The sequence below is a fragment of the Promicromonospora sp. CA-289599 genome (assembly GCF_050936155.1).
Taxonomy (GTDB): Bacteria; Actinomycetota; Actinomycetes; order Actinomycetales; family Cellulomonadaceae; genus Promicromonospora.
The window spans coordinates 2,306,180-2,319,590 of record NZ_JBNJNI010000001.1 but is presented as its reverse complement, the minus strand read 5'-3'; the positions used below and the strand labels follow the sequence as shown (position 1 = coordinate 2,319,590).

At 71.5% G+C, this 13,411-nt stretch carries 9 protein-coding genes; 6 read left to right on the top strand and 3 right to left on the bottom strand.

Annotated elements, in window-relative coordinates:
• Positions 1-100: 100 nt before the first annotated feature.
• Positions 101-1,594, top strand: coding sequence for a M81 family metallopeptidase (locus ACQEVI_RS10290; RefSeq protein ID WP_432897813.1), 1,494 nt, complete (start codon positions 101-103; stop codon positions 1,592-1,594).
• Here the strand turns inward: ACQEVI_RS10290 and ACQEVI_RS10285 are convergent, their stop codons facing one another.
• Entirely contained in the window at positions 1,595-2,719 is a 1,125-nt protein-coding gene (locus tag ACQEVI_RS10285) for a GNAT family N-acetyltransferase (RefSeq protein WP_432897811.1), read from the bottom strand. It lies immediately after the preceding gene.
• A gap of 65 nt (positions 2,720-2,784) precedes the next feature.
• On the opposite strand from ACQEVI_RS10285, the gene ACQEVI_RS10280 reads away from it, so the two are divergent.
• The gene (locus ACQEVI_RS10280) at positions 2,785-5,154 is read left to right on the top strand and encodes a glycoside hydrolase family 3 C-terminal domain-containing protein (protein ID WP_432897808.1); all 2,370 of its coding nucleotides are present in this window, start codon (positions 2,785-2,787) and stop codon (positions 5,152-5,154) included.
• 60 nt (positions 5,155-5,214) lie between these two features.
• Here the strand turns inward: ACQEVI_RS10280 and ACQEVI_RS10275 are convergent, their stop codons facing one another.
• Together ACQEVI_RS10275 and ACQEVI_RS10270 are read right to left on the bottom strand one after the other, a co-directional pair.
• Positions 5,215-6,357, bottom strand: a complete 1,143-nt coding sequence (locus tag ACQEVI_RS10275; protein WP_432897805.1) for a GNAT family N-acetyltransferase — start codon at positions 6,355-6,357, stop codon at positions 5,215-5,217.
• Positions 6,358-6,394: 37 nt separating this feature from the next.
• Positions 6,395-7,459, bottom strand: coding sequence for a LacI family DNA-binding transcriptional regulator (locus tag ACQEVI_RS10270; protein ID WP_432897802.1), 1,065 nt, complete (start codon positions 7,457-7,459; stop codon positions 6,395-6,397).
• A 229-nt stretch (positions 7,460-7,688) separates the two neighbouring features.
• On the opposite strand from ACQEVI_RS10270, the gene ACQEVI_RS10265 reads away from it, so the two are divergent.
• The 4 genes from ACQEVI_RS10265 to ACQEVI_RS10250 all read left to right on the top strand — a co-directional run bounded on the left by ACQEVI_RS10265 (position 7,689) and on the right by ACQEVI_RS10250 (position 13,410).
• Positions 7,689-8,978, top strand: coding sequence for an extracellular solute-binding protein (locus ACQEVI_RS10265; protein WP_432897799.1), 1,290 nt, complete (start codon positions 7,689-7,691; stop codon positions 8,976-8,978).
• Between the two features lie 8 nt (positions 8,979-8,986).
• Positions 8,987-10,009, top strand: a complete 1,023-nt coding sequence (locus tag ACQEVI_RS10260; protein ID WP_432897796.1) for a carbohydrate ABC transporter permease — start codon at positions 8,987-8,989, stop codon at positions 10,007-10,009.
• Complete coding sequence (locus ACQEVI_RS10255) at positions 10,009-10,884, top strand: carbohydrate ABC transporter permease (RefSeq protein ID WP_432897793.1); 876 nt, start codon at positions 10,009-10,011, stop codon at positions 10,882-10,884. The genes ACQEVI_RS10260 and ACQEVI_RS10255 overlap by 1 nt, the downstream gene beginning before the upstream one ends.
• A gap of 72 nt (positions 10,885-10,956) precedes the next feature.
• Positions 10,957-13,410, top strand: a complete 2,454-nt coding sequence (locus tag ACQEVI_RS10250; protein ID WP_432897790.1) for a beta-glucosidase family protein — start codon at positions 10,957-10,959, stop codon at positions 13,408-13,410.
• The last annotated feature ends 1 nt before the right edge of the window (position 13,411 follow it).

Sequence of the window (13,411 nt, the reverse complement as noted above, 5' to 3'; positions counted from 1 at the left end):
CGCGACCGAGGGCCAGGTGTCGGCAGCTCAGCTGCCGACACCTGGCCTTTTAGCGTGAAATGAGCGCTAAGTCGTAACCCGTCCCGCCTACACTGCGCGCGTGACCCGTACCAACCATCGGCCGCGGATCGCGATCTGCGGCATGGCCATCGAGTCCAGCACGTTCTCCCCGCACCGCTCGGGCTGGGAGGCGTTCACCCTGCTGCGTGGCAACGAGCTCGTCCGGCGGTACCCGTTCCTGCGGGACGGCGCACCGCTGCGCCGCGAAGCCGAGTGGGTGGGCGTGCTGCGGGCCGGGGCGCTCCCGGGCGGCGCGGTCCTCACCGACGTCTACGAGACGGTCCGTGCCGAGATCGGCCTGGCGCTGGAGGCGCAGGGCCCGTTCGACGGGGTGCTGCTCGACATCCACGGCGCCATGGCGGTGCTCGGGTACACGGACGCGGAGGCGGACCTCGCCCGGACGGTGCGTGCCGCCGTCGGGCCGGACTGCCTGGTCTCCGCCTCGACGGACCTGCACGGCAACGTGTCGCGGGAGCTCGCCGAGACGGTCGACCTGATCGCCTGCCATCGCATGACGCCGCACGAGGACGACGACGAGGCACGTGAGCGCGCGGCCACGAACCTGCTGCGCCGGATCGACGGGGCGGGCCGGCCGCGGAAGGCCTGGGTGCAGGTCCCGGTGCTGCTGCCGGGGGAGCGGACGAGCACCCGGGTCGAGCCCGCGCGGGGCATCTACGAGGACGTGGCACGGGTCGGCGCGCTCGACGGTGTCCTCGACGCCTCCGTCTGGGTCGGGTACGCGTGGGCGGACGAGCCGCGCTGCCGGGCCGCCGTCGTCGTCATGGGGGACGACGACGCGCTCATCGCGCGCGAGGCGGAGCGGCTCGCCCGCAGGTACTGGGACGCCCGCGGCGAGTTCGGCCTCGTCGCACCGGCGGGCACCTACGAGGAGTGCCTGAAGGCGGTGCTGGCGAGCGACGCGCGACCCTTCGTCCTGTCGGACTCGGGCGACAACCCCATGGCCGGCGGCGCCGGCGACGTCACCTGGACCCTCGCCCGGCTCCTGGCGGAGCCCGCCTTCGCGATCCCGGCGGAAGCGGGCGGCCGCAGTGCCATCTACGCGTCCCTGCCCGACCCCGAGGCCGCCCGCGCGGTGGCCGACGCCGGGGTGGGCGCGGTCGTCGAGGTGACGGCCGGCGCCCGGGTCGACGCCGGGCCCGCCGGGCCGGTGACGCTGCGCGGCGTGGTCGAGCACGTCCACGAGGACGACCCGGTGGCCGGCACCGTCTGCGTGCTGGCGGCCGGCGGGCTCAAGGTGATCCTCACCGAACGGCGCAGGCCCTACCACCTGGAGTCCGACTTCACGGCGATCGGCCTCGACCCGCGCGGGACCGACGTCGTCGTCGTGAAGATCGGCAACCTGGAGACCGAGCTGTACGACATGGCCGACGACTGGATGCTCATGCTCACCCCGGGTGGGGTGGACCAGGACCTGCTCCGCCTGCGGCACACCAACCTGGGCGGTCCGGTCCACCCGTTCGCCCCGCCGGAGGCGTTTGGGGACGGCCCGGACCTGACCCCCCACCTCCTGTGACTACAGCGGGCCCTGGAACTCCGCGCAGCCGCCCGCCGGGACGAAGCCCAGCGCGATGTTGATCGCGAGCATGTGCGGGTTCTCCTCGTTGTTCCAGGTGTAGATGCGCTGGGCCTCCGGTCGCAGACGGGCGTGCTCGCGCAGGTTCACCGCCTTGACGAGCATCCCGAGCCGGTGCCCGCGGTGCGCCTTGAGCACCACCGTGGACTCCTGGTCGGTGTGGTCGGGCTTCTCGTCGTTCCACAGCAGCATCGTCATCGCGGCGAGCTCGCCCGTGGCCACGTGCTCGGCCGCCGTCACGACGTAGCGGTCACCCTTGGCCGCGATCGCCGCCTCCTCGACGCGGAGACGGTCGGCGTCCCAGACGCCGGACTCGAGGTCGAGGGCGCCGCGCGGCTCGTCGTCGGACAGCGCCTGCTCCAGGGCCGCGTACTGCTCGATCCACTCGTCCGGCGTGGGCGCGGTCCAGGTGTGGACGCGATACGCGTCCCCCGCGACGGCACGGGACTCGGCCTCGAACCGCGAGACCGCCTCGGGCGCGACCGGCAGGTCGATGCGGGAGCGTCGTTCCACGAGCTGCAGCTCCAGGCCCAGCTTCTGCGCCAGCCGCACACCCGGCAGGTCCGCGGAGACCGTGCCGACGCCCGACGCCGGAGCCACCGTCTCGCCGTCGGCCCCCTCAGGACCGAAGTCGACGGGAGCCAGGACCGACGTCCGGCCCTCCGCGCGCGCGGTGCTGCGCAGCCAGTCGACCAGGGCTGTGCCGATGCCCTGCCTCCGGTACTCCGGGTGCACCACGATGACACCGACTGCCAGGTCCGGGTTCGACCGGACGAAGAGGTTCAGAAGGGCACTGCCCACCACTCGCGGCCCCTCGGGGGTGTCCACCACGGCGACCTGGCGCAGCCTGCGCCGGTAGTCCTGGTTGTTCATCGCCACGAGGATCCCGAGCGGCGTAGGGGCGTCGTCGGCGTTGCCGAGGTCGGCGGTGCTCACCGCCGCATGCAGCTCAGCGATGCCCCGGTACGCCCAGGCGTCGGCCTCGTCGATCGAGGCCGGGTGAGGAGGATCCATCAGCCGCCACGCCGACGTCGCCGGGACGGGTACCGCAGAGATCGAGGTCATGTGCCCAGGGTGCTCCCGGCGGCGTCGAAGCGCACGGCTTTTTGCGCCGGGTAGCGTGACCTCGCATGACGAAGAAGCCGCAGGCCCGCACAGCAGTCGCCACCGCCGCTGCGCCCGCGGCGATCGTCAGGAAACTCACGCTCGAACAGAAGGTGCGGCTCCTGTCCGGCGCATCGTTCTGGACCACCGCCGAGGCCCCCGGGGTCCCGTCGGCATTCCTCGCGGACGGCCCGCACGGCGTACGCAGGCTCGCCCCCGACGTCGGCGACATCGAGGGCGCCGTCCCCGCCACGTGCTTTCCCCCGGCCGTCGCGCTGGGCAGCACGTTCGACGTCGACCTGGTCCGGCGCGTGGGCGAGGCAGTGGCGGACGAGGCCAAGCAGCGCGGCATCGACGTCGTGCTCGGGCCCGGCATCAACATCAAGCGCAGCCCCCTGTGCGGCCGCAACTTCGAGTACGTGTCAGAGGACCCGCTGCTCGCGGGCGAGATCGGCGCCGCCCTCGTCACCGGCATCCAGTCCGGCGGCGTCGCCACGAGCCTCAAGCACTTCGCCGCGAACAACCAGGAGACGGAACGCATGCGCGTCTCCGCCGACATGGACGAGCGCACCCTCCGCGAGATCTACCTGCGCGGCTTCCAGCGCGTGGTCACCAAGGCCCGGCCCGCGACGCTCATGTCGTCGTACAACCGCATCAACGGCACCCACACCGGCGAGGACCGCCGCATCACCACCGACATCCTGCGCGGCGAATGGGGGTTCGAGGGCCTCGTCATGTCCGACTGGGGCGCGGTCCACGACCGCGTCGCCGGCATCCACGCCGGCCTGGACCTGGAGATGCCCGCCGCCGGCGAGGGCCGGGTCAAGGAGCTCGTCGCGGCCGTGGGGTCGGGCACCCTCGACGTCGCCGACGTCGACCGCTCGGCCACCCGGGTCGTCGCGCTGGCGCTCGCGGCGCAGGCCGCGCGGGAGAAGACGGCCGACGGCGGCATGCCGCCGCTCGCCGAGCGCGGCCACGACCCCGAGGCCTGGCACGACGCCGATCACCACGCCCTGGCGCGGGAGGCGGCGAGCCGCGCGGTGGTGCTGCTCAAGAACGCCGGCGGCCTGCTGCCGCTCGCGCCGCGGACCCGCGTCGCGGTGATCGGCGAGCTCGCCCGCACGCCGCGCTACCAGGGTTCGGGATCGTCGCAGATCGTCCCGACCCGGCTCGATGACGCCCTCGCCGCGATCCAGGGCGCGTCGCCCGACGTCGTCTTCGCCCCGGGTTACGGGCAGACCAGCGGGAACGACCTGGCCGCCGACGCGGTGACGGCGGTGCGCGACGCCGGTGTGGTGCTGTTCTTCGCGGGCCTGCCGCAGTCGGCCGAGGCGGAGGGCCGCGACCGCGTGGACATCGAGCTGCCCGCCGTCCAGCTCGAGCTGCTCGACCGGGTGCTGGAGGTCAATCCGCGCGTGGTGGTGGTGCTGTCCAACGGTTCGGTGGTGCGGTTGTCCGGGTTCGCGGACCGGGTGCCCGTGATCGTGGAGGGCTGGCTGCTGGGGCAGGCGGGCGGCGGCGCGCTGGCCGACGTGCTGTACGGGCGCGTCAACCCCTCCGGCCGGCTGGCCGAGACCGTCCCGCTGCGCATCGAGGACACCCCGGCGTGGACGAGCTTTCCGGGCACCGGCCTGCACGTCACCTACGGCGAGGGCATCTACGTGGGCTACCGCTGGTACGACGCGCGCGACCTGGACGTGCCGTTCCCGTTCGGGCACGGGCTCTCGTACACGACGTTCGCGTACTCGGGGCTGGGGGCCTCGACGGGCTCGACCAACGGGAAGGGCTCGTCCGGCACCGTCGGGCTCACCGTGCGTGTGACCGTCACCAACACCGGCGGCGTCGCGGGCCGCGAGGTGGTGCAGTGCTACGTGTCGCTGCCCGGCTCACCGGTCCCGCGTGCCCCGCGCGCGCTGGCCGCGTTCGCCGTGGTCTACCTCGCACCGGGGGAGTCGCGTGAGGTGGAGCTCTCGGTCGCCCGGGACGACCTCGCGTACTGGGACGTCCAGGCCGACCGGTGGCGGGTCGAGGGCGGTACCTACCGGGTGGCGGTGGGCGCTTCGAGTCGCGACATCCGTGCCACGGCAGACGCCGAGGTGCCGTCGGACGGCGTCGTCCCGCCGCTCACCGCCGCTTCCTCGTTGGGCGAGGCGATGGCCCATCCCGTCATCGGCCGGACGGTCACGGGGATGCTGCAGGGCGCGGGCCTGTCGGACGACGTCATGATCATGACCAGCGCGATGCCCCTGGACCGCCTGCCCTATCAGCCGGGCTCAGGCGTCACGCACAAGCAGGTACAGCAGCTGCTGGACGTCGCGAACGGCACCGGCGGGGTCGTCACCCGGGCAGCCGGCAAGGTGCTGGGCCTGGCCAGCCGCCTCCGCAGGCCCCGTTGAGTGCTGGCTATTTGCGGGTTTCCGGCCCGCAAAGCCGCAGATACCCAGCACTCAACGAGGTCAGAGGCGTTTTTGGAGGGCTGCTTCCGCGCCCGAGGGGCGGAAGCCCAGGGACACGTTGATGCTCAGCATGTGCGCGTTCTCCTCCGCGTTGAACGTGTGTACCCGTTCCGTCTGCGGGTAGCGCGCCGCCAGCTCGCGCAGGTTGACCGCCTTGACGAGCATCCCGAGCCGGTGCCCGCGGTGGGTCTTCAGCGCGATCGTCTCCTCCTGGAACACGAACGCCGGCTTGGCGTCCTGCAGCAGGAACGACGTACCCGCCACGACCTCGCCCGACGGGACGTGCTCCACGAGAGTGGTCAGCAGGCGCTGACCGCTGGCGGCGCGTTCCTCGAGGTACACGCTGACGCGCTCGGCGTCCCACGCCTCCTCGCCGAAGTCGAGCTCACCCTGCGGCACGTCCGTCGACATCCGGGTCATGAGCTGGGCGTATCCCGCGCGCCACTCGTCGGGGATGCCCTCCCACGTGTGCGTCCGGTAGTCGTCGCCCGCCTTGGCGCGCGCCTCCGCCTCGAACGTCGCCAGCTTGTCGGGATCCACCGGCAGGTCGAGCCGCGACATGCGCTCCACCTGCTCGATCGTGTAACCGCGGCCGAGCGCGAAGCGAGCACCCGCGGCGTCGGCGGGGAGGCGCCCGACGCCGGTGGCCGGCACCAGCGCCTCCTCGCCCTCGGCGGCCTCACGAGCCGACAGCGACCAGCCGAAGAAGGTGGTCCGTCCGGCGTCGGCGGCAGCCTCTTCGAGCCGCGTCGCGAGTGCGGTGCCGATGCCCTGCCGCCGGTGGTCCGGGTGAACTCCCACGTAGAGGTCGGCGGTGTGCGTGTTGTCCTTGAGCGTCATCGCCAGGAACCCGAAGCCGACCACGTCGTCGGCGGTAGGCGCTCCGCCGTCGGCCCGGTCGAGGACCGCGGCGAACCGCCGCTTGCGCGCGTACTCCTGGTGCAGCATCCCGCTGACGATCTGCTGTGCCGGGCGGGCGAGGTCGTCGTAGCCGAGGGTCGCGGTCTCCACCGCCCGGTCGACGGCGGCGATCCCGTGGTACGCCCAGGCGTCGGGATGGTCGACGGACGGTACGGCCGCCACCTCGAGGAGGTGCCACGTCTGTGCCGGCGTGCCGCCGGTAGGTGAGGTCATGCCGGTCATGCCACCAGAGTGCCCCGGCCCGCCGCCGTCGGCGAGGTTATTTCGACGCGGCGGGCGGGGGTGCCGTGCTCGCGCGCTCGACCAGCCGCGTGGGCAGGCGGGTGTGCTTGCCCGCGGTGGTGCCCGACTCGAGCATCGCGATGACCATGCGGAGCGCTTCGGCGCCCATCTCGTGCAGGGACTGCGCGATGGTCGTCAGCGGCGGGTTGGACGCGGCGGCCTCGGGGATGTTGTCGAAACCGATGACCGACAGGTCCTCGGGCACGCGCAGCCCCAGCTCCTGGGCGACCTGGATGACGTGGATCGCCGACAGGTCGTTGGCGGCGAAGACGGCGGTCGGCCGGTCAGGGCGTTCGAGCAGGTCGTGCGTGGGGCGGTCGGACCGGTCCGGGCGGTAGCCGCCCTCGAGCACCAGGCTCGGGTCCGGTTCGAGGCCCGCGGCCTCCATCGCCTCGAAGAAGCCGAGCTCGCGCAGACGGGCCGACTCCAGGTCGGAACGCCCGCCCAGGTAACCGATGCGCGTGTGGCCCAGGCCGATGAGGTGCTCGGTGGCGGTGCGCGCCCCGCCCAGGTTGTCGGAGTCCACGGTGGCCGGCCCGGTGGGGCCGGTGTGCGGGTCGATGGCGACGATGGGTACGCCGTCGTGCACCGGCAGGGCCAGGGTTGGCGTGACGATCACCACGCCGTCGATCAGGGTGCCGGCCAGGCGGGACAGCGAGCGGCGCTCCCAGCCCACGTGGTCCGCGTGCCCGGCGTCACCGCAGTAGGCGAGCAGCTCATAGCCAGTCCCGTCCATCGCGGCGGAGATGCCCTTGAGGAGCTCCGTGCTGAACGGTTCGAACTCGGCCACCAGCACGCCGATGACGTTGGTCTGCCGGCGGCGCAGGCTGCGCGCGACCAGGGACGACTCGTACCCGAGGTCGGCGACGACGCCGAGCACCCGCTCGGCCGTTGCCGCGGCGACGCCGTACCGGCCGTTGACGACCTTGGAGACGGTGGCGACCGATACGCCGGCGACGCGCGCGACGTCGGTGATCGTGGCGCGGCCGGTCGCACGCTCCTCGATGGCGAAGGGATCCGGGGTCTCGGAACCGCTCGTCATGCTGTCACCCGGTCCGGCGGTGGACCCGGGTGAGCCTGTCCCACTGTGCACGGAAGCGAGAGTACCCCGGGCCGCGAGGTGTGTCTGGTTTACCGATCCGTTTCGAAATCGATATCGAAACCGTTTGACGAAACCGCTGCCCGGCTGCCAGTCTCCTGAGTGACGGACCTGTCGTCCGTCACCGGCAGGCTCCTGCCGACCGTCGATGACGACTACAAGGGGTTCCACAATGATGAGGAAGACGCGGGCTGCGGGCACTCTTGCCCTGGGCGCCACGGTTGCCCTGCTGGCCGCAGGCTGTTCCGGCGGCAGCGACGGAGGATCGGGTGACGGTGACGTCTCCATGACCTTCTGGCACAACTCCACCACCGGGCCGGGCAAGGCCTACTGGGAAGACACGGTCGCTGCCTTCGAGGCGGCCAACCCCGGTGTGACGATCGACGTCCAGTCCATCCAGAACGAGGACATGGACGGCAAGCTGCAGACCGCCCTGAACTCGGGCGACGCGCCGGACATCTTCATGGCGCGCGGCGGCGGCAAGCTGGCCGACGTCGTCGAGGCCGGGCAGATCATGGATCTCACCGACACGATCGACGAGGCGACGAGGACCAACGTCGGCGCCGGCTTCGACGCCTTCACCGTGGACGACAAGGTCTACGGCATGCCTACCGCGGTCCTCCCGGGTGGCATCTTCTACAGCCAGGACCTCTTCGACGAGGCCGGCATCACCGCGCCGCCCACCACCGTCGACGAGCTCAACGACGCCGTGGCGGACCTCAAGGCGGCCGACATCTCGCCGATCGCCCTGGGCGGCAAGGACGCATGGCCCGCCGCGCACTGGTACTACTTCTTCGCGCTGCGCGAGTGCTCGCAGGACACCCTCGAGACGGCCGCCGCGTCCCGCAGCTTCGACGACCCGTGCTGGCTGGCCGCAGGTGAGAAGCTGCAGGCCCTCTCCGGGACCGAGCCGTTCCAGGACGGCTACCTCACCGCGACGGCCCAGCAGGGCGCCGGCTCCTCGGCCGGTCTCATCGCGAACCACAAGGCCGCCATGGAGCTCATGGGCGCCTGGAACCCGGGCGTCATCGCCGGTCTGACCCCCGACGAGAAGCCGCTCGAGGACCTCAACTGGTTCCCGTTCCCGGACACCGGTGACGGCGCGGGCGACCCGGCCGCGTTCATGGGCGGCGTCGACGGCTACTCCTGCTTCGTCGAGGCCCCGCCGGAGTGCGCCGACTTCCTGAACTTCTTCATGCAGAAGGAGCACCAGGAGGCCTACGCGGAGGCCTTCGTGACACTGCCTGCCAGCAAGGAGGCGCAGGGTGTCGTGACCGAGCCCGCGCTGCAGTCCATCCTCGAGGCCTACAACGAGGCCCCGTACGTCTCGGTCTGGCTCGACACGCTCTACGGCCAGAACGTGGGCAACGCGCTCAACGCCGGCGTCGTGGAGATGCTGGCCGGCGACGGTACCCCGCAGACCATCGTCGACGCCGTGAACGCCGCGGCCGCAATGGAGTAACGAGCCACATGACTCACTCCCTGGGCGAGAACTCAGCAACCCGGACGGCCTCGCCTGAGGGACCTACGGTGGCCGGGGGCGGCGTGCAGACGTCGTCCCCGGCCCGTAGGCCGCGGCGAGGCAAGCGGACCGACTGGGCCAAGACGCTCGAGATCACGCTGCTCTCCGGTCCCGCCATCGTCGTGTTCCTGGCGTTCGTCATCTTCCCCGTCTTCCTGGCGGCCTACTACGGGTTCTTCAAGTGGAAGGGGTACGGGCCGCCGACGGAGTTCGTCGGGCTGGACAACTACCTGATCATCTTTCAGGACTCGGCCTTCCACGAGGCGCTCCTGCACAACGGCTACATCGTCGTGCTGTCCCTGCTCATGCAGGGCCCGGCCGCCGTCGCGCTCGCGCTCCTGCTGAACCAGAAGATCCGCGGCCGCTCGATCATCCGCGTCCTCATCTTCGTGCCGTACGTGATCTCGGAGGTCATCGTGGGCACGGGCTGGAGCCTGATGCTCCAGTCCTCCGGTGCGGTGAACGGCCTGCTCGACAAGATGGGCCTCGGGTTCCTCGCCGTCGACTGGCTGTCCGACCCCAGGATCGCCCTCTGGTCGCTGATGCTCATCATCAGCTGGAAGTACATCGGTTTCGCCGTGATCCTGTTCCTCGCGGGCCTGCAGAGCATCCCCGAGGAGCTCTCCGAGGCGGCCTCGATCGACGGCGCCTCGTACTGGCAGATCCAGCGGACCATCACGCTGCCGCTGCTCGGCCCGACGCTCCGCATCTGGGCGTTCCTGTCGATCATCGGCTCGCTCCAGCTCTTCGACCTCGTCTACATCATCTGGGGCCAGTACGTCTCCGCGACCGCGGGCACCTCGACGATGGCCACCTACATGGTCCTGAACGGGCGGCTGGCCGGGAACTTCGGCTACGGCAACGCCGTCGCCGTGGTGCTGTTCGTCATCTCGCTCGTCATCGCGCTGGTCTACCAGCGCTACGTGCTGCGCCGGGACACCGAGGGCGCGCTCACGGAAGGGAAGAAGTGATGGCGACGCTCCTCGAAGCTCCCACGAAGGCCCCGCAGAAGCTCCGCCGGCCGCGGAAGGTCGCCTGGGGAAACCCGATGACCTATGTGATCGCGTTCTTCTTCGTCGGGGTCTGTATCGCCCCCGTGCTCTTCATCGTCCTGGGCGGGTTCCGGACGAACGCGCAGATCACCGTCGACCCCTCGGGCCTGCCCGGTCCGTGGGTGATCGACAACTACGTCGGCGTGCTCGTGAGCGAGGTGTTCTGGCGCCAGGTCGCCAACTCCGCGATCGCCGGGATCCTGACCACGGTCGGTGTGGTGGCGCTCGGGCTGATGGTGAGCTTCGTGCTCGCGCGATACGACTTCAAGCTCAACGGGGCCATGTACTCCCTGTTCGCCGCCGGTCTCATGTTCCCCATGACGGTGGCGATCACCCCGCTGTACATCCTGATCCGCGACCTCGGCCTGATGAACACCCTCGGCGGCATCGTTCTGCCCCAGATCGCCTTCGCGCTCCCGGTCACGGTCATCATCCTGGTGCCGTTCCTGCGCGCCATCCCGAAGGAGATCGAGGAGGCCGCGTCGATCGACGGCGCGAGCCGCATCGGGTTCTTCTTCCGGATGGTCGTGCCGCTGTCGCTGCCGGGCGTCGTCACGGTGGGGATCCTGGCGTTCGTCGCGTCGTGGAACTCGTACATGCTGCCGCTGTTCATCCTGAACGACGAGCTGTCGTACACGCTGCCGCTGGGTGTCCAGGCGTTCGCCTCCCAGTACTCGGTCGACACCGCGCGGGTGCTGGCGTTCACGTCGCTCTCGATGATCCCCGCGCTGATCTTCTTCTCGCTGTTCGAGCGGCGCATCGTCGGCGGCCTCACCGGAGCCGTCAAGGGCTGACCCCGGCGCGGCGGCGCCGCGTCCTACGAGGTCGTCCACGAGGTCGTACACGCAAGTCAAGAAAGGATTCTTATGACGGAGCTGCCGGTGGCGCTTCGGGCGATGCCCGAGGTGTCGGAGCGGGTGCGCGAGCTGCACGCACAGATGACACTCGAGGAGAAGCTGGCCCAGCTGGTCGGATACTGGCTGGACCAGGGCGGCAACGTCGTGGCACCGATGCAGGGCGAGATGGCCGGTGGCCAGGGCTCCAGCTCGCTCCAGGAGACCACGAAGAACGGCCTGGGCCACTACACCCGCGTGTACGGCACACGACCGGTGGACCCGGTGGAGCGGGCGGCGTGGCTGTGGGGCGAGCAGCGGAGGCTCAAGCGCGAGACGCGCCTCGGGATCCCCGCGCTCGTGCACGAGGAGTGCCTCACGGGCCTGGCGGCCTGGCAGGCGGCCACCTTCCCGACGCCGCTCGCGTGGGGCGCGTCGTTCGACCCGGAGCTCGTGGCCGAGATGGGCCGGCTCATCGGGGAGTCCATGCGTGAGCTCGGCATCCACCAGGGGCTGGCCCCGGTGCTCGACGTCGTCCGCGACCCCCGGTGGGGACGGGTCGACGAGTGCATCGGCGAGGACCCGTACCTCGTCGGGACGGTCGGCACCTCCTACGTGCGCGGGCTGCAGGGGGCGGGCGTGCACGCCACGCTCAAGCACTTCGTCGCCTACTCCGGCTCCAAGGCCGGGCGCAACCACGCCCCGGTGAGCGCCGGCCCGCGCGAGATCGCCGACATCTACCTCCCGCCCTTCGAGATGGCGGTGCTCGACGGCGGGGTGCGTTCCGTGATGGCGTCCTACAACGATGTCGACGGCGTACCCATGCACTCGTCGCGCGAGTACCTGACGGGTCTGCTCCGCGAGCAGTGGGGGTTCGACGGCGTAGTGGTCGCCGACTACTTCGGCGTCGCGTTCCTGACCGTCATGCACGCCATCGCCGCCGACCGGGGTGCGGCCGCCGCGGCCGCGCTGGAGGCGGGCGTCGACGTCGAGCTGCCGTCCGGTGACGCGTACCTCGAACCGCTCGCCGCGCTCGTCACGGACGGGACGGTGCCGGTCGAGACGGTGGACCGGGCTGTGCTCCGCGCGCTGAAGCAGAAGGAGGAGCTCGGGCTGCTCGAGCCGGACGCGTACGACGGCGCCCCGCCCGCCGCCGTCGACCTGGACTCGCCGGCACACCGCGACGTGGCCAGGCGGCTCGCCGAGGAGTCGGTCGTGCTGCTCTCGAACGACGGCGTGCTGCCCCTCGGTTCGTGGCACGACAAGCCTGCCCGCGTGGCGGTGATCGGGCCGAACGCGGCCCGCCCCGAGGCGCTGATGGGCTGCTACTCGTTCGCGAACCACGTCCTCGCGCACTTCCCCGGCGTCCCGACCGGGTTCGAGATCCCGTCGGTGGCCGACGCGCTGGCCGTCGAGTTCGACCGTGCGGGCCTGCCCGCGCCCGAGCTCACGTTCGCCCGCGGCTGCGACGTCGAGGGCGACGACACCTCCGGCTTCGCGGAGGCCGTCGCCGCCGCGGAGGCCGCCGACGTCGCCGTGGTCGTCGTCGGCGACCAGGCGGGGCTGTTCGGCCGGGGCACCGTGGGCGAGGGCAACGACAGCGAGTCGCTGGAGCTGCCCGGCGTGCAGCGCGAGCTCGTCGAGGCGGTGCTCGCCGCGGGCAAGCCTGTCGTCATGGTGCTGATCACCGGCCGTCCGTACGCGGTGGGCTGGGCGCTCGACGGCGCCCAGGGCTCCGGCGCGGCCGGTGCCAGGACGCCCGGGGCGGTGCTCCAGGCGTTCTTCCCGGGCGAGGAGGGAGGCAGCGCGCTCGCCGGCGTCATCTCGGGCCGGGTGAACCCCTCGGGACGCCTGCCCGTGTCGCTCCCGCGCTCCAGCGGTGCGCAGCCTTACTCGTACCTGCACCCGATCCTCGGCGGTGCGTCCGAGGTGACGTCCACCGACTCGACGACGCCGCGCTCCTTCGGGTTCGGCCTGTCGTACACGACGTTCGCGCGCGAGCTGGTCTCCGTGGACCGGGTGGTGGCAGCGGGCGGCACGTTCAGCGCCGTCGTGACGGTCACGAACACCGGTGGGGTGGCGGGGTCCGACGTCGTCCAGCTGTACGGGCGCGACGTGCTGGGCTCCGTCGCGCGGCCGACGGCGCAGCTGCTCGGCTACCACCGCGTCACGCTCGAGCCGGGGGAGTCCACGACCGTCACGTTCGATGTGCCGACGACTCGCTTCGCGTTCACCGACCGCAGCATGACGCGGGTGGTCGAACCCGGCGACGTCGAGGTGTGGGTAGGTGCGCATGCGGCCGACAGCGTTGTCAGAGTGGTGGCCGAGGGCATCGCCGACCTGGACGAGCCGAACGACCTGCCGGACGAGGCCCCGATCCCGGACGACGCCGCCACCCCGCCGGCGGCCCGCAAGCTGCTGACGATCACGGGCGCCCCCCACGAGGTGACGACGTCGGACCCCCGCTGGGTCCGAGCCACAACCTGAC